Genomic DNA, 21625 nt, shown 5'->3' on the forward strand with positions numbered 1-21625 from the left:
TTTAATCAGCGAAGGGAGGGACAAATCATGGAAGCAATAATTATGCTTGTGCTAATGTTTGCTATTTTTTATTTTCTGCTTATTCGTCCACAGCAGAAAAAGCAGAAACAAATCACGCAGATGCACTCTAATCTCCAAAAAGGGGATCGTATCGTCACAATTGGAGGCCTTCACGGTACAATTGATGCGATAGATGAAAACAAATTAGTTATTATCGTAGATGGAAGCAGTAAGCTGACTTTTGACCGCAGCGCGGTTAAAGAGGTAGTAAACGAAGATTAATGTACTTCCATTAAAAAAAATGCTGTTTCTCCATTTTATTAATTTTGGAGAGACAGCTTTTTCTTTGTGCTCTCCCCTGCTAGAATAAAGAAGAGGTTAGGTAAAGAGAAGAGCAAAACAGGTGAAGGAGCGGAAGTATGCTATATTCAGTCAGCAATTGGAAAGATGTGGTTCAGCCGGCCCTGCAGAGTAAAAAAGAGGAATTTCATATGCTTGGCTATATTAACGTTACAGAAGAAACAATATGGGAGTATTTACTGGAGAACGAGCGGACCTGGAAAAAAAGAGTGCACTTACATAAAGTAGTACAGGATATTCTTCATCTGAAAATGAGTGACTACATGAACCGTCTTACGATTAATTCCTATATTGACCTTGAAGCAAAAAGCCGCAGCGGCAATCAGCTTGCTTCTATTTTGGAAGATATCGAAAGCACCCGAAATGCCCGTTCGGAAGGATAGGGGTAACCGTGCAGAAAAAAGTGATTTGACATTGATTTAGATGCATCCGTATAATTAGCTTGTTCTGTGTATAAAAAGGCCCGTAACAGCAAACTTGGCAGCACTGCCAAGTTTTTTCATGAAAAAAGCAATGATGAGCCAGCGTATAGAGAGGATGTACCGAAGCATGATAAAAAAATCGAGAATTGTTATCTTTTTTCTCATCGTTCTTGCTATTGGGGGATTGATGTCCCAAACGGCGCTTAATACCGCCAAAAGCATTAACCTCGGCCTCGATCTGCAGGGGGGCTTTGAGATATTATATGAAGTCAGCAACCCTGATGGTGAAGGGGAAGTGACTGAAGAAACGATGCAGTCAACCGTAAGTGCCCTTGATCAGCGTGTGAACGTTTTGGGGGTGTCAGAGCCTAATATATCAATCGAAGGAGATAACCGTGTCCGGGTTCAGCTGGCCGGCATAGACGATCAGCAGCAGGCACGGGAGCTTTTGGCTACCGAAGCGGACTTGAGTTTCCGCGACATAGATGACAACGTGCTTTTGTCCGGGGATGACCTTCAGGAAAGTGGAGCGAGCGTGAATTTTGATCAGGGCAATCAGCCCGTGGTTTCTGTTGGTCTCCGGGACGGTGATGAATTCGGCCGGGTAACAGAACAGGTGATTGAAGAATATCCTCCACCGGAGAACTTGATGGTGATTTGGCTCGATTATGAAGAAGGCGATTCTTTTATAGAAGAATCGCAGAAGGAAGATCCTAAGTTTTTATCGGCGCCTTCCGTTAACGAACCTCTTTATACCGATACCGTACAGATAGAAGGAAATTTTGAACTCGAAGAAGCGGAGTTTTTAGCGGAAATTCTTAATTCCGGATCGCTTCCGGTCGAACTGGAAGAAATTTATTCCAATGCGGTCGGCGCTTCACTTGGAGAAGAGGCCATGGACCAGACCATATTTGCCGGATTTATCGGAATTGGGCTGATCTTTGCGTTTATGCTTTACTATTACCGTTTTTTGGGAGTTATATCCATTATTTCTCTAACAAGCTATATTTACGTCGTCTTGTTGTCTTTAACTGGATGCAGGGAGTTCTTACTCTGCCCGGACTGGCTGCTTTAGTACTCGGTGTAGGTATGGCGGTAGATGCCAATATCATTACCTACGAACGGATTAAAGAAGAACTGCGTGAAGGAAGATCTGTCATCAGTGCTTTTAAATTAGGAACGAGCCGTTCTTTCTCCACGATCGTTGATGCAAACATCACAACTATTATCGCTGCCGGCGTGCTCTTTTATTATGGCACCAGTTCGGTTCAGGGATTTGCTGTCGTGCTGATTGTCAGTATTTTAACGAGCTTTTTAACTGCCGTTCTTTTAACAAGGTTTTTACTCGGATTATGGGTGAAAAGCCGGATTTTCAATAAAAAGCCAAGAGTTTTTGGAATAAAGGAGCGTGACATTGATGCTCGGCAGTAAACGAAGAAAAGAAATTCCATTCGTTAAACACAGAAAAAAGTTTTTTATCATTTCGCTTGTGATGGCGGCTGTTGGAATTGCCCTGCTTGTCACGATCCGTTTAAATCTCGGCATTGATTTTGAGAGCGGGTCCCGGGTGGAAGTGTCTGGAGATGAACCGCTGACCGCAGAGCAGGTGCAGGAGGATTTTGCATCGATTGGTGAAGGGTACGAACCGGATGACATTACGCTTGCCGGAGATAACGGAGAAATGGCCCATGCCCGTTTTATAGGGGCACTGGACCAGGGAGAAATCAGTGAGATACAGACGTATTTTATTGATAACTATGGCCAGGAACCTAATATCAGTACCGTTTCTCCGCAGGTGGGAGAAGAACTGGCAATGAATGCCCTGATTTCCGTTCTTATAGCGGCGGTTGGTATTATCATTTATGTAACCATTCGCTTTCAGTTTTTATATGCGCTTGCGGCTATCGTCGCCCTGTTCCATGATGCATTTTTTATTATCGTCGTATTCAGTGCGCTTCAGCTTGAAGTAAACGTACCCTTCATTGCAGCGGTATTGACTATTGTCGGTTATTCCATCAATGATACGATCGTTACGTTTGACCGGATCCGGGAGAATATGGCGAAAGAAGAAGAAGTTTCGACCTTCGAGCAGCTCTCTGCCGTTGTTGATAAAAGTTTGAATCAGACGCTGGGCCGGTCGATCAGCACCGTTCTTACCGTCGTATTTGCAGCAGTTTCTCTTTACGTGTTCGGCGGAGAGGCGATACGTTCGTTCTCCTTTGCCCTGATTGTCGGACTTATTGCCGGAACGTATTCCTCTTTATTCCTGGCAGCCCAGTTGTGGGTCGTCTGGAAGTGGAAAAGCTTACAAAAGCAGCAGAACAAAGAAGCGCAGAAAGAAACGGAACCAACGATATAGTGAAAAAACCATGGTTTGTGCCATGGTTTTTTCTATCTTTTTTTATGGAATCAAGGAAACAACGGTAAAGGAATGATAGCAATGAACGATTATCAGGAACATCGGTATAAAATGGTACGATTGGGTGCTATGATCGGGATTTTTGGAAACATTATTTTAGCTATTATAAAATTTATAATCGGAATTACGGCAGACAGCCGGGCTCTTGTTGCTGATGCTGCCCATTCCGCCTCGGACGTTGTCGGTTCGGTGGCGGTACTGGTCGGTATTCGTGCGGCAAAGCTTCCGCCGGACGCAGATCATCCATACGGCCACGGTAAAGCAGAAACGCTGACGGCCATTATCGTAGCGGTGCTGTTGTTCGTTGTAGGGTTTGAGATTGGCTTGAACGCAGTGAGAGATATCGCCGAGCCCGTCGTTGTTCCGGGAACTATGGCGCTTTATGCCGTTCTTTTTTCGATAGTGGTAAAAGAAGCGATGTTTCGCTACAAATACAAGCTGGGTATAAAATACAAAAGTGAGGCGATTATAACTGATGCCTGGCATCATCGTTCTGATGTGTTTTCATCGATTGCCGCTTTAATAGGAATAGGGGCTTCCATTGCCGGAGGAGCCTATAACATCGACTTTCTTACCTATGGAGACCTTTTAGCGGGATTGTTTGTTTCCCTGCTGATCATGAGAATGGCCTGGAAGCTTGGGAAAGACTCTATTCATAATGTGCTTGACCATGTGCTGCATGCAGAAGATACGGTGGAAATGAGAAAAAATGCGGAACAGGTGGAAGGCGTACTTCATGTCGATGAATTTTTTGCGCGGGAACACGGGCATTACGTTATAATTGATATCAAGATAGGCGTAGATCCGTATATCAGCGTAGAGGAGGGACATGCGATCGGAAAGCAGGTAAAGGAATCGTTAATAACGATGGAAGAAGTGCAGGATGTATTTGTGCACGTAAATCCATTTGAAGAAAAAACCCCAGAATAGGAGAATGCGTCATGAAAACACAAACCGTCTTTATTATAAGTCTAGTTTTAGCTATCATTATTGCTGTTTTTGCTGTTATTAACGTAAATAGTGTGGAAGTGAACTACCTGTTCGGCACCGCTGAATGGCCGCTTATTCTGATCGTACTCGGCGCTGTATTAATAGGAGCCTTCATCGCAGGTTCCATTAATGCAGTGAAAATATACGGACTTCGTACGGAATTAAAAAAATATAAAAACCGCACGCCTGCTTCTGAATCCTCAGGAAGCAAAGGGTTTAGCCGTAAGAAAGATAAGCAGAGCACTGGAAAAAACGGTTCATAAGCCAAAAATATAAGATTGTCACCCTTCCACCCCTTTAGTATAATAAACGGGTTGAGGGGTGTTTTAATGTTAAAATCCAAAATGAATTGGAAAACAGCTTCCTCTATAAACGAGGAATGGAAAGTACTTCAAAAAAAAATGAACCTGTCTCCTCTCGCAGCAAAAGTATTATCTGCCAGAGGATTTTCCTCTGTAGAAGAGGCCTCCTCCTTTTTGGATACCAGTATGTCCAGGCTCCACGATCCATTTTTACTCGATGGCATGGAGCGGGCGGTCTCACGAATAAAACAGGCGATAGAAGATAAAGAAAAGATATTGATTTTTGGTGATTACGATGCCGATGGTGTATCCAGCACAACGTTAATGGTGCTTCTGCTCAAAGAAGCAGGAGCGGTGTTCGGCTGGTATATTCCTAATCGCTTTACAGAAGGCTACGGGCCCAACGTACCGGCTGTGGAACAGGCAGCGGCTGACGGAGCTTCCCTGATGATTACGGTAGATACAGGAATCAGTGCAAAAAATGAAGTAGCCGCAGCCAATGCGCTGGGAATGGATGTTATTATTACCGATCATCATGAGCCGCCTCCAGAACTGCCGGAAGCCTATGCAATTATAAATCCGAAAAAACCGGGATGCCCTTATCCATTTAAAGAACTGGCCGGTGTCGGCGTTGCTTTTAAAGTGGCTCACGCCCTGCTTGGAGAAATGCCCGAGCATTATTTGGATCTGGTGACCCTTGGTACGATAAGCGACCTCGTGCCACTTGTCGGAGAAAACAGAAGTATGGTGAAAAAAGGCCTTCATTCTCTTACCTCTTCTACCAGGCCCGGAATATCGGCATTAAAAAAGGTGTGCGGTATTGAAACGGAAACGATGCAGGAAGATCATGTGGGATTTACGATGGGACCGCGTTTAAATGCAGCCGGGCGTATGGACTCTGCTGATCCGGCAGTTCACCTGCTGCTCTCTGAAAATGGAGAAGAAGCGGCTGAATGGGCCGGACGGATAGATACGTTGAACCAATCGAGAAAAAATATAGTAAAAGAATTAACAGAAACAGCCGTAAAGCAGGTAGAAGACAAACGCTATTACGAAAATGAAGTAATCATCACTGGAGGAGAGGGATGGAACGAAGGCGTTATCGGCATTGTTGCCTCACGACTTGTTGAAACATACCATCATCCAGTTATTGTTTTATCCATTAACGCCGAAACCAAAACGGCAAAAGGATCAGCACGGAGTATTGAAGGCTTCAATATGTTTGAGCATTTGTCCCGGCAGCGTCCGCTTCTTGAAAAATTCGGAGGCCATGAAATGGCAGCCGGTCTTTCCATGAATGTAGAAAATATTGAAAGCCTGCGCACAGAGCTGTGCCGGCAGGCCGCATCTGTGCTGGATCCTTCTGCCTACGTCCCTTCTGCTTCGATTGACCTGCAGGTACCTTTATCTGATATTACGGTGTCGGCGCTCGAAGATCTAAGTACGCTTGCCCCATTCGGCATGGCAAACCCAAAGCCTGTGTTTCTGCTTGAGGATGTAGAGATTACTGCATTCAAGAAAATAGGCAGTGACAAAACACACTTAAAGCTTTCACTGGAACAAGCCGGCAGCCGGCTCGATGGTATTGCTTTTCAAAAAGGACACCTGGCTGATCAAATGACAGTAACAGCAAATGCTTCATTCATAGGCCAGCTTTCCATCAATGAATGGAATAATTTCCGTAAGCCTCAGCTGATGATGCATGATATGGCTATTACAACATGCCAGATTCACGATAAGCGCCAGCAAAAAGGGCTCAAACAGATGATACAGGCACTTCCTGCCGGGACGGCGGCAGTCGTTTTTCAGGATCAGACAAAAGCGTTAATAGCAGACGAGCTGCCTGACGGTGCAAATCTATACATGGCCCGTGATCTGGCAGAGCCTCTGGAAGAAAAATATACAGCTTTTATTGATATTCCAGCCTCACTTGAAGAATTAAACCAGGCGCTTCATTTCTGCCGGCAGACAGAGCATATGTATGCCTGCTTTTTCACGGAAGAAGAAACATATTTCCAGCACGGCGGCACCAGAGAGCATTTTAAGTGGTTTTATTCCTTTTTAAATAAGTACCAGTCGTTTAATATGGATACGCTTAAACAAAAGCTGATTCAGCAGAAAGGCTGGAAAGCGGCAGATATTGATTTTATGACAGACGTATTTACGGAGCTTGGGTTCGTCAGGATGGATGGCAGCATGATTGAATTTTTAGGATCGAATGAAAAGAAGCCGCTGACAGAATCAGCTTCGTACAGACGCCGGGACCAGCTTAAACAGATGGAGCAGGACCTGTTGTTTTCCACGTACAGGCAGCTTAAAGACCGGCTGTTGGGAGAACTGCTTTTAGATAAACAAGACAATGAACAAAGAGAGAAGGTTAATCATGGATTATAAGAAATATATTACGGTCGTTGAGGATTACCCGAAAGAAGGCATTCGTTTTAAAGATATAACTACCCTAATGCAAAACGGTCCTGCCTACAAAGAGGCCATTAACGAAATGAAAGAATTCGCGAAAGATAAGAACATAGACGTGATTGTCGGACCTGAGGCCAGAGGATTTGTAGTAGGCTGTCCGATTGCCTATGCTATGGAAGTCGGCTTTGCGCCTGTACGCAAGAAAGGAAAACTGCCCCGGGAGACAGTAGATATGGATTACGGGCTTGAATACGGGGAAGACCAGCTTTCCATGCACCTGGATTCCATTAAGCCCGGGCAGCGTGTATTAATCACGGATGATCTGCTGGCCACCGGCGGCACCATTCATGCCACCGTAAAGCTTGTAGAGGAGCTTGGCGGTATTGTAGCGGGTCTTGCTTTTCTGATTGAACTGGATTACCTGGACGGCCGCGGAAAGCTTGCTGAACTTGGCGAATATGATATTTTTTCTTTAGTGACTTTTCAATAAATCAGTCAAAGGCTGATCGTTGTACAAAAGTACTCCTAAAACGGAGTGCTTTTTTTATTTCTTGAATAAAGTAGTGCAAATGAGGGCATAATCGAGTTATACTTAACAGATTAGACCCAAATTTGCATGGAGAGCCTTTTAACAAAGTACAGACCTTTTGAGTTAATTAGAACAAGTCTAAAAACTTTACAGAAAAGCAATTCTTACAGATAATATAGAAAATAGAAAAAACACGTTATAGTAGAAAGGTGTGCAGGGTGATTCCATGACCATCGACGAAGTGTTGGAAAAAGCTCGACATTATTTATCCGAAAATCATGTCTCTTTTTTAGAAAAAGCATATAAATATGCAGAAGAAGCTCACAAAGATCAGTACCGCAAGTCTGGAGAGCCCTATATCCTCCATCCCATTCAAGTAGCAGGTATATTAGTAGACCTTGAAATGGACCCCAATACAGTTGCGGGTGCTTTTTTGCATGACGTGGTGGAAGATACGGAAGTAACCGTGGAGGACATTACGGAAGCATTTAACGAAGAAGTAGCTATGCTGGTAGATGGCGTAACCAAATTAAAGAAAATTAAATATAAATCAAAAGAAGAACAGCAGGCGGAGAATCACCGGAAAATGGTCGTTGCGATGGCAAAGGATATTCGGGTAATCCTGATCAAACTGGCAGACCGCCTGCACAACATGAGAACGTTAAAGCATCTGCCGCCGGATAAACAGCGCCGTATTTCCAATGAAACCCTGGAGATATTCGCGCCGCTTGCCCACCGTCTTGGTATTTCAAAGATTAAGTGGGAGCTCGAGGATACGGCTCTGCGTTATTTAGATCCACAGCAGTATTACCGGATCGTTAACCTTATGAAGCAGAAACGCGCAGAGCGTGAGCAGTATATTGAAGAAGTAATCGGAGATATCAATCATAATCTTGATGATTTAAACATCAAAGCGGAAATGTACGGACGTCCCAAGCATATTTACAGCATTTACCGGAAAATGGTCAAACAGAAAAAACAGTTTAACGAAATATATGATCTTCTGGCCGTGCGTATTATTGTAAAGAGCATCCGGGACTGTTACGCCGTGCTTGGTATTATCCATACCTGCTGGAAGCCGATGCCGGGACGATTTAAAGATTATATTGCGATGCCAAAAGCAAATATGTACCAGTCTCTTCACACGACCGTCATCGGTCCGAAAGGAGAGCGCTTGAAGTGCAGATCCGCTCTACCGATATGCACCGTGTAGCTGAATTTGGTGTAGCTGCACACTGGGCCTACAAAGAAGGTAAAAGCGTTTCCGGAAAGCAGACGTTCGAAGACAAGTTAACATGGTTCCGGGAGATTATTGAATGGCAGAATGATGCCGATGATGCCCAGGATTTCATGGAATCATTAAAAATGGATCTGTTTTCCGACATGGTATTTGTTTTCAGTCCGAAAGGTGACGTTATCGAGCTGCCGAGAGGGTCGGTGCCAATTGATTTTGCCTACCGCATTCATACGGAAATCGGAAACCGGACCATTGGTGCCAAAGTAAACGGGAAAATGGTGCCTCTTGATTATCAGCTTGATACCGGGGATATTGTAGAAATGCTGACTTCCAAGCATTCCTACGGCCCAAGCCAGGACTGGCTCAAGCTTACCCAGAGCTCGCATGCTAAAAATAAAATTAAGCAGTTTTATAAAAAAGAACGACGCGAAGAAAACGTTCAAAAAGGTAAAGAGCTGGTGGAAAAAGAATTAAAAAACCAGGATTACGATCCAAAGCAGATCCTTACCGAAGAGAACAAAAATGAAGCTGCGGACAAATTCAGCTTCAGCGGAGAAGAAGATATGTTTGCTGCCGTAGGCTACAATGGTGTAAGCCCAAAGCAGATTGTAACGAGACTGACAGACAAGATCCGCCACCAGAACGAACAGGAAGAAAAGCAGTCCGTGGCTGAAGCAGTTAAGACAATTAATACGAACCATCCCGTGAAGAAAACAAACGCAGGTGTTCGTGTTAAAGGAGTGGATAACCTGCTTATCCGGTTATCCAAATGCTGCAGCCCGGTGCCGGGTGATGATATTGTAGGTTTTATTACGAAGGGGCGGGGAGTATCCATCCACCGCCGGGACTGTGCGAATGTAGACAATGATGAAGCGCGTCCCCGCCTTCTCGATGTAGAATGGGAAGGCTCAGTTGAAACGAATAAAAACTACAATGTGGATATAGAAATTATCGGTTACGACAGGCGCGGCCTGTTAAATGAAGTACTGCACTGCGTGACGGAAGCAAAAACAAATATCAATGCAGTCAGTGGACGAAGCGACAAAAAAAAATGGCATTTATTGATTTGAGCATATCTATCCACAACACCGGCCATTTACAGAAAGTTGTAGAGAAAATAAAAAAACTGCCGGATATTTATACAGTGCAGCGCGTTATGCATTAATACCGGTTTACAGAAAGGGCACATCCGAGCAATGAAAGTCATAATTCAGCGAGTATCAGAAGGAACCTGTTCCATTGATGGGGAGATTTCCGGTTCTATTACAGAAGGGCTTGTTGTATTAGCGGGATTTACTCACGTTGATACGCACCGGGAAGTAGAATGGATGGCTGAAAAAATAGTTAATCTCCGCATCTTTGAAAATACAGATGGGAAATTCGACAAATCCCTGCTCGATATTTCGGGAGAAGTGTTGTCGATTTCACAGTTTACGCTTTACGGAGACGCTCAAAAGGGAAGGCGTCCAAGCTTTACAGAAGCCGCCCGGCCGGAAGGCGCCGAACCGCTTTATCATTTGTTTAATGAGAAACTCCGTGAAAAAAAAGTTACGGTGGCGGAGGGGAAATTCGGAGCGGATATGCAGATATCATTAACGAACAACGGGCCCGTTACCCTCACGCTGGAATCCCCCGGACCAAAGGCATAATACGCAGATTCGTGTTGACACAAAAGCTAATTATTCGTATGATGGAGTTCGATAGAAAACCAATGATGGAGAAAAGTATGTAAAGGTAGACGAGGCCAGAGAAGAGATGCCAAGGCTGGAAGCATTTCTGCTCGTTATTTACAGAAAGACACTCCTTAGGTGCTGCTTTGAAACCACGAGAAGTAAAGGCAGCCGTATACAGGCGTTAACTGTTAAAGCGGGAGCTTGCAAAGCTCTAACCAGGGTGGTACCACGGGAATAAATCCCGTCCCTCATATTTTTGAGGGGCGGGTTTTTTGTGTTTTTTATTAAGCTGGTGTGGCATCGACAATTATTTTTAAAGGAGTGGGGAAATGGCAGTTCAAATACCTAGAGGAACCCAGGATATACTTCCGGGAACGTCAGAAAAATGGCAGTATGTAGAAAACAGAATGCGCGATATATGCCGGGCTTTTAATTATTCGGAAATCCGCACTCCTATTTTTGAACAGACAGAGCTGTTTCAACGCAGTGTAGGAGACACGACGGATATTGTGCAGAAGGAAATGTACACTTTTGAAGATAAAGGCGGACGCAGCATGACCCTCCGGCCGGAGGGAACGGCATCTGTAGTGCGTTCTTACGTAGAAAACAAACGCTTTGGACTTCCGGACCAGCCGGATAAGTTATATTATATTGGTCCCATGTTCCGCTATGAACGCCCCCAGTCGGGGAGAATGAGACAGTTCGTTCAGTTCGGCGTAGAGGCGATAGGCAGTGACGACCCTTCTATTGACGCGGAAGTTATTGCTCTCGCGATGGAGCTGTATTCGTCCCTTGGATTAAAAGGATTGAAGCTGGTAATTAACAGTCTAGGAGATAAGGAAAGCCGTGAGAATCACAAGCAGGCGCTTATTGAACACTTTAAGCCAAGTATTGAAGAATTCTGCAGCGACTGCCAGCAGCGCCTGGAAAAAAATCCGCTCCGCATCCTGGACTGTAAAAAAGACAAAGATCATCCTTTAATGGAAACGGCACCGTCTATTCTCGATTATCTTAATGAAGACAGCCGCCGCTATTTTGAAAAAGTACAGGCTTTTCTCAGCCAGATGGGTATTTCATTCGAAATCGATCCAGGGCTGGTGAGAGGACTGGATTATTACAACAACACAGCCTTTGAAATTATGATTGAAGGAGAAGGATTTGGCGCAATAACTACGTTAACAGGGGGCGGCCGCTACAACGGCTTAACAGAAGAGCTGGGAGGACCGGAAGCGCCCGGTATTGGCTTTGCTTTAAGTATTGAAAGACTACTGATGGCTCTTTCCGCCCAGAATGTGGAGCTTCCTGTCGAAAAGGGTCTGGACTGCTATGTAGTAACCATGGGTGAAAAGGCAGAAACAGAAGCGGTATCTATTCTTTGGGATCTGCGTCGAAAAGGACTTCGCGTGGAGAAAGATTACATGCAGAAAAAAATCAAAGCGCAGTTTAAAGCAGCCGATCGAATGAATGCCGCTTATACTGTTGTTATTGGTGAGGATGAACTGCAGAGCGGAGAAGTCAGTATTAAAAAAATGAGCGATGGCAGCCAGGAAAAAACGGCAATCGCAGATCTTGCTGCCTATCTGACTGATAAAACGGGGAGAGAATAATATGGGAAAAAGAACACATTATGCAGGAGATATAACGGAATCACTTATTGGGGAAAAGGTCCGCCTAAAAGGGTGGGCCCAGACGAGAAGAGATCTGGGACAGGTTATCTTTATTGATCTGCGCGACCGCAGCGGAATTGTACAAATTGTAGCCAATCCGGAAATTTCGGCTGACGCTTTGGAAACCGCAGACAGCGTACGAAGCGAATATGTGCTTGAAATCTACGGTACGGTCGTACAGAGAGACGAAGAAATGTATAACGAAAAGATTCCTACCGGTACGGTGGAAATCCGTGTAGAACAGATCGATATTTTAAATACATCCAAACCGCTTCCTTTCCAGATCGACAGCAATCAGGAAATTTCGGAAGATGTCCGCCTGAAGTATCGTTACCTGGATTTAAGAAGAGAAGAAATGCGGGAAACGATTAAGCTGCGCAACCGCGTGACTAAAATTATCCGTGACTATATGGACGACAACGAATTTGTTGACATTGAAACGCCGATGCTGACAAAAAGCACACCGGAAGGAGCCCGGGATTATTTGGTGCCAAGCCGTGTGCATAAAGGGGAATTCTATGCCCTTCCCCAGTCTCCGCAGCTGTTTAAACAGCTTTTGATGGTATCCGGTTTTGAAAGATACTACCAGATTGTACGCTGTTTCAGAGATGAAGACCTTCGGGCAGACCGTCAGCCGGAATTCACCCAGCTTGATATTGAAGCCTCTTTCCTGGAAACGGAAGAATTTCTTCCTATGATTGAAGAACTGATGAAAAAAACAGTAAAAGAAGTTCTCGGTAAAGACGTTGAGACACCTTTTCCAAGAATGACATATGAAGACGCAATGAACCGTTATGGTTCCGATAAGCCGGATACGAGATTCGGCCTGGAGCTTACAGAGCTATCTCATATTGTAGGCAACAGCGATTTTAAAGTGTTTGCCCAGGCGGTTAAAAACGGCGGTATCGTGAAAGGCCTGAACGTTAAAGGCGCCGCTCCAAAAATGTCCCGCAAGGAAATTGATGAGCTGGCCGATTTTGCAGCGATTTACGGTGCAAAGGGTCTGGCATGGCTTCGTGTAGAAGAAGATATGCTTCGCGGTCCAATTGCGAAATTCTTTACAGAAGAAGAAACGGAGCAAATTAAATCGGCAATGGATGCAGAACCGGGAGATCTGCTTTTCTTCGGCGCCGATAAAAAAGAAGTTGTTTACGCCACGATGGGTGCGCTTCGTCTGAAATTCGGAAAAGATTTCGATATGATCGATGAATCTAAATACAACTTCCTCTGGGTAACGGAATTTCCGCTTGTAGAATACGATGACAATTCAAAGCGCTACACAGCGATGCATCACCCGTTTACAAGTCCTCTTAAAGAGGATGCGCACAAGCTTGACTCGGAGCCCGAAAACGTAAGGGCGGAAGCGTATGATATAGTCCTGAACGGCTATGAGATCGGTGGAGGCTCCCAGCGTATTTATAAAAAAGATATGCAGCAAAGCATGTTCAAGGCACTCGGCTTCAGCCAGGAAGAAGCTCAGGAGCAGTTCGGCTTTCTACTTGATGCATTTGAGTTCGGCACGCCGCCGCACGGAGGAATTGCCCTTGGACTGGACCGTTTTGTTATGATTCTTGCAGGTCGGGACAATCTTCGTGATACGATTGCTTTTCCAAAAACAGCCAGCGCAAGCGATCCTTTGACAGGAGCGCCTGGAGCTGTCAGCGAACAGCAGCTCAAAGAACTGCATCTTAAACTGGCCATTGCAAAAAAAGAAGAACAAACAAAATAATTTTAGTTAAAAAAGGTTCCGATTATCGAGTAACGATAATGGGAACCTTTTTTTATAGCAGCCTTACAATTAAAGATGCTCTAGTGTATGGAACGTTGAAATAAACTTCTCAGGCGAGGAATGGATATGAAAGGTACGGATGCCAAACACTGTATGAACATATAAAAAACCAATTTGTTCTTCAGACCAGCGGTAGGAAAGATCAAAAATATCTTCGAGGTAGTATACATGCTGATCGCTTTCGATCCTGTCATCATATAAACAAAGAGAAGAAACATGCTTTATCCGCTTCTTTTCAAGCCACTCGATTTTCTGTTCAATGAAGACAGTGTCCTGCTCGACGAGGGGCTGCCGGGTATTGTTTTTTTGAACGGAGGAATAAGTCAATATGCTGTGCTCCCTTCTTTAACATAAGTCTTTTAAAAAGAGTACCATAAAGAAACAGGAAAGTTTAGTGATAACAAATACTCTTATAATATGCCGGTTAAGTATCTTGACCATTCGTATCCAGCATGCTATGATAAAAACACAATTTGAAGAGTCCTGAGGTGTACGTAGAACACTGTACGTTTTGAGCCAACACCTATACATCGGGAGCCTGATGTTTTCATCGAAAGTGCATGCCTCTGCGAAGTGGAAGCACGGACGGTGAAGCAGGGCACCCACCTGCGAGAGCAGGCTTCAAAACAAAGTTAGTTTAACGGCACTACGGGACTCTTCCTAATTACTACTACAAATTCTTACTCCGAAGGCTGTTACTTCGGGGTTTTTTATATGCTGATCTTATGACTTTATAGATAGTGGGGGAAGTAAATGCGTACGCTGCGGTCGAAATTATTAGTCTTTTTTGTAGCCATTACCAGTATCCCACTGCTCGTAATTGGTTTTGTTTCTTATGAAACTCAGGAATCGGATCTCTCAAATCGTATAGAACAAACGTTAATATCATTCTCCGCAAACTTGTCCGTATCGGTAGAAGGAATGATACAAGAACGGCTTTCCGATCTGGAGCAGCTGGCAACAAGTCCTGTTATACGTGACCCGCAGGCTAGCGAAGAAGAACTGCAGGCTGAATTTACTCGTTTTATTGAATCCCAGGAGATGTATCACGGCATGGTATTTACGGATAATGAAGGCACGATTGCCCACTCCACAGAAGATAATGCAGTCGGCCGAAACGTAAATGACCTTGACTGGTATGAAGAAGCTAAAAACGGAGAGCTCTATTTCTCTGACCTGTTTATGTCTAAAGTACTTGAGCGGCCGATTTTAGCGATGTCAGCCGGGGTTAAGGATGAAGAGGGCAATAATATAGGCGTAATTTCGCCGGCCTACGACCTGGTTTCACTTGAAACATTTATCTGGGACAGAATGAACCGGTTTACAGATGAGCAGGAGCAGCTGGGAATGAATGGAGAAGCCTTTATTTTAAATGAGGAAGGTTATTATATAGCCCATCCGGACAGCGGATATATTCTTGATCGTAATTTTATCCGGGATGCAGAGCTCAGCACGGAGGAATTCCAGGAACTGGGTAATTCGCCATCGCTTACGACGAATAGAAGTGAAGAAACAGTTACTACGATCGTGCCGATTGAACAGATGGAAGGCTTTGATAACCAGTGGTACGTAGGGATTTCCGTACCTGAAAGTGCACTATATGCTCCATTAAGAAGACTGCTGCTTACATATGTAATTTTATTCAGCGCCGTGCTCATTATTACGATCCTTGCAGCTGTTGCCCTTTCCAGATATATTGTCAGACCTCTCGAACTGCTGGTGACGGCAACGCGGGACTTTGCTGTAGGGAAGCCCGTTATGCCTCTTCCTTCAGCCTCTTACTCCGAGGTTAATGAGCTTACACAGACATTTAATGTGATGACGGCCAGATTGGAAGAGAGAGAAAAAAGCCATAAAAAATCAACATTAATTCTTGAAACAACCGATAACGGCGTTATTTCCATTAACAAAAGTACCTACGCTGTTACTACATTTAATTATGCCGCAAGTTCGCTTTTTCAATTGAATAAAAACAATGTTCTTGCTTCATCCCTTGATGATTTAAAAAATCAGAGCAGCTTATTTCGTGCTTTTATCGAAAAAGTCGATCTGGAGCTGGAAAAAGAGGAAACAAATGAAATGGAGCTGACCTTTGAGGGGAAAACCTACTATTTTATTACGAGCGTGACGCTTTTGCCAAGGCTTGAAGATGCTGAACAGGTAGAAGATATTTTAATCGTTTTTAACGATGTGACCGATAACAGGGCGCTTGAAAAGGAATTGATACGAAGCGAAAAACTTCAGGCAGTAGGAAAACTTGCGTCAGGTTTTGCCCATGAAATCCGCAATCCGCTTACGACAATAAAAGGATTTATTCAGTTATTTAAAGAAACGTCCGAGCAGAAAGAGGAAGAAGTTCAGCATTATCAAATTATTCTAAGTGAAATTGACCGGGTGAACGGAATTGTCCGTGATCTTCTCGGAATTGCGAGCCCTGAATACGATGAGAAGGCAGTTCAGGTCAATATGAATACAATTCTGCAGGATATTGTGTATCTCCATAAAGACCAGGCTCTGGCAAAAAATATAGAGATTCATACACCATGGCAGGAGATTCCTGATATATATGCCAATGAAAAAAAACTAAAACAGCTTTATTTGAATTTACTTCAAAATGCGATGGAAGCCGTAAAGGAAAATGGCAGAATCAGCATAAGAACATATGAATTCTTTAATGAAGCAGGCCGTTCCTGTATTGGGGTGGAGATAGAAGATACCGGAGACGGTATGGATACCCGCACGCTTTCTAAACTGGGCACCCCGTTTTTCACAACGAAAGATGAAGGCACAGGACTGGGACTGATGATCTGCTATCAGATTGTAAGTGAAATGGATGGGAAAATTAAAGTGTTCTCAGCTGAAGGCAAGGGTACGTTGTTTCAACTGACGTTTCCAACAGAATAAAAGAAAAAGCCGGAAGGAGCGTCCCTTCCGGCTTTTTCTATATAGCAGCGTTACCGCTTTGTCATTTTTTTATGCCCTTCCGCTAAAGCATGTTCAAATTTGTTGTGGGTTCTGGCTTCATAATATATTTCATTTTTCACTGCATCGGGCAGGTACTGCTGAGCGAGCCAGCCGCCCGGATCGTTATGCGGGTATTTGTATTCCACTCCCCGGTTCAAACTGGCAGCTCCTTTATAATGGGAATCTTTCAAGTGCCGGGGGATTTCTGGAGTCCCGTGTTTTAACAGGGAATCGCGGGCTTTATCCACCGCTTTGTAGGCACTGTTTGATTTAGGGGAGAGGCAGAGTTCCACAACGACATTTGCGAGCGGAATGCGTGCTTCCGGAAAGCCGAGCCTTTCTGCTGCTTCCACGGCCGCAACAGCTCTGGCACCTGCCTGGGGATTGGCCAGGCCTACATCTTCATAGGCGGTTACGATAAGCCTTCTGCTGATACTGATTAAATCCCCGGCTTCGATCAGTCTTGCCAGATAATGAAGGGCTGCATCCGGATCGCTCCCCCGGATTGATTTTTGAAAAGCAGAAAGCACGTCATAATGAGCATCGCCGTCTTTATCGTGCTGAAAACGGTTGTGCTGTATACATTCTTCCGCCGTTTCTTTAGTAATCGTAACTGGCTGATCGGAAGAGGAGCTGGATAACACTGCGATTTCGAGCGCGTTTAAAGCAGCCCTCGCATCTCCGCCGCAGGCATAGGCAAGGTGTTCCGCTGCTTCTTCGGATAAATCAGCATTAAAGGAGCCGAGGCCTCGCTCCTCATCTTCCATAGCGGCAAATAAAAGTTCTTTAATATCGTTATGTTCCAGGCGGTGCAGTTCGAAAATCTGGCATCGGCTGCGAATGGCAGGATTAATGGAATGATATGGATTGGCAGTGGTGGCACCGATCATCGTAATCAGTCCTTTTTCCAGGTGGGGAAGGAGAAAATCCTGCTTTGTTTTATCCAGCCGATGCACTTCATCCATTATGACAATTAAATGATTGGATATTTTTGCTTCGGCCACGGCTATTTCCATATCTTTTTTATTATGGACTACCGCATTGAGCATTTTAAATGGGGTGTCGGTACTCCCTGCAATGGCGGAAGCAATCGATGTTTTTCCGGTGCCGGGAGGGCCGTATAGTATTAGGGAAGTGAGACGGTTGGCAGTTATCATTCGTTTTAGCAGCTTTCCCTCTTCCAGAAGGTGCTGCTGTCCTGCAATTTCTTCTATTGTTCTCGGCCTCATTCGATAAGCCAGAGGCTGCTGTTTGTTTTTCATAAAATCCTCCATCTTGCAGCCGGCTCAAATAGGCTTTACGCTGCATCGTATCTACAGCCTTTATTATAGAGAGAGCGGCGGTGGAAGTAAATAAAGGGACCTAGAGCACTCCTATGCAAATAATGGGGCTTTCATGCTATAATAGCGTAGACTTCAGTGTGAATCGGTTGAAAGAAGGTCTTTGATGGTAAAATTATATACAAAACGCGAGCACCTTTTCCTGCGGTGGCTGATTTTTATGATAGGATTGGTCATTGTATCATTCGGAATTGCGTTGATGATTCGTGCAGATCTTGGCAGCGCTCCCTGGGATGTTCTTCACATCGGCCTCCGGGATCAACTGGGCCTGACGGTAGGAACTTGGAGCATTATAATCGGTATCATCGTAATTGTGATGACATCCTTGCTGCAAAAGGAAACTCCTCAGGCAGGCGGAATAGTAAATATGCTCTTAATTGGAGTGTTTATTGATATATTTCTTCTTCTCATTGAAACACCATCCCTGCTGGCAGTTCAAATTACTATGCTTTTAGCAGGAATTATTATTATCGGCTATGGAATTGGGCTTTATATAGCGCCGGAGGTTGGTGCAGGGCCCAGGGACAGCCTGATGATTGCACTGCATGAGCGGACAGGATGGAAAATTTCCAGAGTGAGAATTATGATGGAAACAGTAGTCCTTGCTGTCGGCTGGGCTTTAGGGGGACCTGTTTTCGTTGGTACTATTCTTTTTTGCCTCGGCATCGGGCAGGTAGTAGGTTTTGCTATGCCTCAAACGTCGAAGCTCGTGCATTATTTGATTGAAAGAGGTGGCAGACATGAAAATTTCAACAAAAGGACGTTACGGCCTTACCATAATGATGGCATTAGCAAAAAAACACGGTGAAGGGCCGACATCATTAAAATCCATAGCTCGTGAACATGAGCTTTCTGAACATTATTTAGAGCAGCTGATTGCCCCGCTTCGAAACGCCATGCTTGTAAAAAGCGTGCGTGGTGCTTACGGCGGCTATATGCTGACAAAAGAACCTGCCGAAATTACAGCGGGCGACATTATCCGGGTGCTGGAAGGACCAATAAGTCCGGTGGAGGTCCTCGAGGATGAAGAACCGGTAAAGCGGGCGCTGTGGATAAAAATAAGAGACGCTGTAAAAGATGTTCTCGATAACACGACCCTTGAATATTTAGCGAATTATAAAGAAGAAGGCGACATGCAGGACTATATGTTTTACATTTAAACTATGCGAGGAGGGGGCGTAAAGTGGCCTCAGCCATTTATTTGGATCATGCGGCGACAACGCCCATGCTTCCGGAAGTAATTGAAACGATCACGAAAAGCATGCAGGATTCCTACGGTAACGCATCCAGTATTCATAGGATGGGAAGAGATGCGAGAAAGCAGCTTGATCACGCAAGAAGTATGCTTGCAGAAACGATTCGTGCCGATGCGCGGGATATTGTGTTTACAAGCGGCGGCACCGAAGCAAACAATCTCGCGCTTACCGGCTATGCCAGAGCCAATAAAGAAGACGGAAAGCATATTATTACAAGCGCTGTAGAGCACCATGCTGTTCTGCATCCCCTTGAAAAGCTGAAACAGGAAGGGTTTGACGTTACGTTTCTTCCTGTAGATCAAACGGGGGCAGTATCCCTGGATCAGCTCAAAGCGGCTTTTCGGGAAGATACGATTTTAGTAAGCATTATGCACAGCAATAACGAAACGGGTGTTTTACAGCCTGTAGAGGATATAGCAGCGTATGTTAAAAACACACAGGCGGCTATGCATACAGATGCGGTACAATCATACGGACTTTCCAATCTGGATGTAGAAAAACTGGGCGTAGATATGCTTTCTGTTTCTGCCCATAAAATTAACGGGCCTAAAGGAACGGGATTTTTGTATATCCGCCGGGGGACGCTTGTGGACCCGCTGCATTCAGGCGGTGAACAAGAGCGCAGGAAAAGAGCGGGAACGGAAAATGTACCGGGAGCAGCTGGTTTTGCAAAAGCAGCGGAAGAGAAAACCCTGTCCCGTGAACAGGCAGCCGCTGATTTGTTATCATTAAAAAAACACTTTTTAAGCCGTCTTGAAGAAGAAGCGGTTTCTTTTGCCGTTAATGGGGAGGTTTCCCGGACGCAGCCGCATATCGTGAATATTTATTTACCCGGCATACAGATGGAATCGTTTTTAGTGCAGCTGGATATGGAAGGAATTTACGCTTCCAGCGGTTCTGCCTGCACAGCCGGATCCATGCAGCCATCCCATGTAATAGAAGCTATGTATCCAGGGGAAGAAAGAGCATACTCTTCGATACGGTTCAGCTTTGGGGTAGGCAATACGCTTGAAGAGATGAACAAAAGCAACAAAAACAGCAGCCGTGATAGGAAAAATATTAAAAACGCTCGTAGAAGCGGAAGGGAAAAAATGGTAGTTAAACAAAAAGCCCCGGAAGATACAAGAGTGGTTGTCGGAATGTCCGGCGGCGTGGACTCTTCGGTTACAGCAGCCCTTCTCAAAGATAAGGGCTATGAAGTAATCGGTATTTTTATGAAAAACTGGGACGATACGGACGGCAGTGGATTCTGTACAGCCACTGAAGATTTTGATGATGTAGTCAAGGTCTGCAATCAGCTGGATATCCCGTATTACGCGGTCAATTTTGAAAAAAAATACTGGGATCTTGTGTTCACGTATTTCCTTGATGAATACCGGGCAGGGAGAACGCCGAATCCTGACGTCATGTGCAACAAAGAAATCAAGTTTCAGGCGTTCCTGCAGCATGCGCTTTCACTTGGTGCCGACTATCTGGCGACCGGCCATTACGCACAGGTGGAAACCGACAGCGATGGAAACGTTACAATGAAGCGCGGCGTAGACAATAATAAAGATCAGACGTATTTTTTAAATCAGCTGAGCCAGTCACAGATTGAGCAGGTTATGTTTCCGCTTGGAGGCATGAACAAGCAGAAAGTCCGCGAAATCGCAGAAGAAAAAGGATTGGCTACCGCTAAAAAGAAAGACAGCACGGGCATCTGCTTTATCGGCGAAAGAAACTTCAAAGACTTTCTTCAGTCCTTCCTTCCGGCACAGCCGGGTTCGATGGTTACGGTAGACGGAGACGTAAAAGGCTCCCACGAAGGCCTGATGTATTATACGCTCGGACAGCGCCAGGGACTTGGCATCGGCGGAGCCGGCGAGCCTTGGTTTGTTATCCGTAAAGACCTTGAAAATAATAATCTTATCGTAGGACAAGGCTATCATAACGACGGCCTTTACAGCGACGAACTGGAAGCGTCCGGATTGAACTGGATTAATAAGGAGTATACGGAACCGTTCGACTGTACGGCAAAATTCAGATACCGTCAGGCGGATCAGGCGGTAACCGTTTATCCATCAGCAGACGGCAGCGCACGCGTCGTGTTTCATGAGCCGCAGCGCGCGGTAACTCCCGGGCAGTCTGTCGTATTTTATGACGGTGATATCTGCCTGGGCGGAGCGACAATTGAATATGCAGTAAAAAAAGAGGAGAGCGTTGAGGTTTAAAACGTTGTCCTCTTTTCCCTCTATCATGTGAACCAATACAAAAGGAGAT

18 protein-coding genes, 1 other RNA gene, 3 pseudogenes and 1 other annotated feature are annotated in these 21625 nt (G+C 44.9%); of the genes and pseudogenes, 20 read left to right on the forward strand and 2 right to left on the reverse strand.

Annotated features, from left to right (window positions below; translation table 11 throughout):
* The first annotated feature begins 27 nt into the window (after positions 1-27).
* The 14 genes and pseudogenes from yajC to aspS all read left to right on the forward strand — a co-directional run bounded on the left by yajC (position 28) and on the right by aspS (position 13746).
* The gene (yajC, locus tag MMY81_RS03140) at positions 28-282 is read left to right on the forward strand and encodes a preprotein translocase subunit YajC (RefSeq protein WP_252311629.1); all 255 of its coding nucleotides are present in this window, start codon (positions 28-30) and stop codon (positions 280-282) included.
* 137 nt (positions 283-419) lie between these two features.
* Positions 420-743: a post-transcriptional regulator gene (locus tag MMY81_RS03145; protein ID WP_252311630.1), complete on the forward strand. Its 324-nt coding sequence runs from the start codon at positions 420-422 to the stop codon at positions 741-743.
* Positions 744-909: 166 nt separating this feature from the next.
* Positions 910-1857, forward strand: a complete 948-nt coding sequence (locus MMY81_RS03150) for a SecDF P1 head subdomain-containing protein (protein WP_308215199.1) — start codon at positions 910-912, stop codon at positions 1855-1857.
* Positions 1818-2213 carry an MMPL family transporter gene (locus tag MMY81_RS33755; protein ID WP_308215200.1) on the forward strand — a complete coding sequence of 132 codons (396 nt, stop codon included), beginning with the start codon at positions 1818-1820 and terminating at the stop codon, positions 2211-2213. Before MMY81_RS03150 ends, MMY81_RS33755 begins: the two co-directional genes overlap by 40 nt.
* The gene (gene secF, locus MMY81_RS03155; protein ID WP_252311631.1) at positions 2200-3141 is read left to right on the forward strand and encodes a protein translocase subunit SecF; all 942 of its coding nucleotides are present in this window, start codon (positions 2200-2202) and stop codon (positions 3139-3141) included. Before MMY81_RS33755 ends, secF begins: the two co-directional genes overlap by 14 nt.
* A gap of 81 nt (positions 3142-3222) precedes the next feature.
* A complete protein-coding gene (locus MMY81_RS03160; protein WP_252311632.1) occupies positions 3223-4131 on the forward strand; it encodes a cation diffusion facilitator family transporter in 909 nt (302 codons plus the stop codon).
* A gap of 11 nt (positions 4132-4142) precedes the next feature.
* A complete protein-coding gene (locus MMY81_RS03165; protein WP_252311633.1) occupies positions 4143-4454 on the forward strand; it encodes a LapA family protein in 312 nt (103 codons plus the stop codon).
* A 66-nt stretch (positions 4455-4520) separates the two neighbouring features.
* A complete protein-coding gene (gene recJ, locus MMY81_RS03170; protein ID WP_252311634.1) occupies positions 4521-6887 on the forward strand; it encodes a single-stranded-DNA-specific exonuclease RecJ in 2367 nt (788 codons plus the stop codon).
* Positions 6877-7401, forward strand: coding sequence for an adenine phosphoribosyltransferase (locus tag MMY81_RS03175; RefSeq protein ID WP_252311635.1), 525 nt, complete (start codon positions 6877-6879; stop codon positions 7399-7401). The genes recJ and MMY81_RS03175 overlap by 11 nt, the downstream gene beginning before the upstream one ends.
* A 265-nt stretch (positions 7402-7666) precedes the next feature.
* Positions 7667-8637, forward strand: a pseudogene (locus tag MMY81_RS34895) (RelA/SpoT family protein); the annotation flags it as partial.
* A 186-nt stretch (positions 8638-8823) separates the two neighbouring features.
* Positions 8824-9842 (forward strand): annotated as a pseudogene (locus MMY81_RS34900) (TGS domain-containing protein).
* 31 nt (positions 9843-9873) lie between these two features.
* A complete protein-coding gene (gene dtd / locus MMY81_RS03185) occupies positions 9874-10326 on the forward strand; it encodes a D-aminoacyl-tRNA deacylase (protein WP_252311636.1) in 453 nt (150 codons plus the stop codon).
* Between the two features lie 53 nt (positions 10327-10379).
* Positions 10380-10602: a binding site (T-box leader), on the forward strand.
* 77 nt (positions 10603-10679) lie between these two features.
* Positions 10680-11957, forward strand: coding sequence for a histidine--tRNA ligase (gene hisS, locus MMY81_RS03190; protein WP_252311637.1), 1278 nt, complete (start codon positions 10680-10682; stop codon positions 11955-11957).
* A gap of 1 nt (position 11958) precedes the next feature.
* Positions 11959-13746, forward strand: a complete 1788-nt coding sequence (aspS, locus tag MMY81_RS03195; RefSeq protein WP_252311638.1) for an aspartate--tRNA ligase — start codon at positions 11959-11961, stop codon at positions 13744-13746.
* 69 nt (positions 13747-13815) lie between these two features.
* Here aspS and MMY81_RS03200 read toward each other — a convergent pair whose 3' ends face one another.
* Positions 13816-14133 carry a hypothetical protein gene (locus MMY81_RS03200; RefSeq protein ID WP_252311639.1) on the reverse strand — a complete coding sequence of 106 codons (318 nt, stop codon included), beginning with the start codon at positions 14131-14133 and terminating at the stop codon, positions 13816-13818.
* 150 nt (positions 14134-14283) lie between these two features.
* Between MMY81_RS03200 and ssrS the strand changes: the two genes are divergently transcribed.
* Positions 14284-14465, forward strand: a non-coding RNA gene (ssrS, locus tag MMY81_RS03205) — 6S RNA.
* A 94-nt stretch (positions 14466-14559) separates the two neighbouring features.
* The gene (locus tag MMY81_RS03210) at positions 14560-16710 is read left to right on the forward strand and encodes a PAS domain-containing sensor histidine kinase (RefSeq protein ID WP_252311640.1); all 2151 of its coding nucleotides are present in this window, start codon (positions 14560-14562) and stop codon (positions 16708-16710) included.
* A 50-nt stretch (positions 16711-16760) separates the two neighbouring features.
* Here MMY81_RS03210 and MMY81_RS03215 read toward each other — a convergent pair whose 3' ends face one another.
* Entirely contained in the window at positions 16761-18032 is a 1272-nt protein-coding gene (locus MMY81_RS03215; protein WP_252311641.1) for a replication-associated recombination protein A, read from the reverse strand.
* A 184-nt stretch (positions 18033-18216) separates the two neighbouring features.
* Here MMY81_RS03215 and MMY81_RS03220 point away from each other — a divergent pair, with 184 nt between their 5' ends.
* The 4 genes and pseudogenes from MMY81_RS03220 to mnmA all read left to right on the forward strand — a co-directional run bounded on the left by MMY81_RS03220 (position 18217) and on the right by mnmA (position 21576).
* Positions 18217-18918: a YczE/YyaS/YitT family protein gene (locus tag MMY81_RS03220; protein WP_252311642.1), complete on the forward strand. Its 702-nt coding sequence runs from the start codon at positions 18217-18219 to the stop codon at positions 18916-18918.
* Entirely contained in the window at positions 18851-19270 is a 420-nt protein-coding gene (gene cymR / locus MMY81_RS03225) for a cysteine metabolism transcriptional regulator CymR (protein WP_252311643.1), read from the forward strand. Before MMY81_RS03220 ends, cymR begins: the two co-directional genes overlap by 68 nt.
* Before the next feature lie 23 nt (positions 19271-19293).
* Positions 19294-20379, forward strand: a pseudogene (locus MMY81_RS03230) (cysteine desulfurase family protein); the annotation flags it as partial.
* Between the two features lie 78 nt (positions 20380-20457).
* Positions 20458-21576 (forward strand): tRNA 2-thiouridine(34) synthase MnmA, encoded by a 1119-nt coding sequence (mnmA, locus tag MMY81_RS03235; protein WP_252311984.1) that lies wholly within the window; start codon positions 20458-20460, stop codon positions 21574-21576.
* The last annotated feature ends 49 nt before the right edge of the window (positions 21577-21625 follow it).

It is taken from the genome of Sinobaca sp. H24, assembly GCF_023845525.1.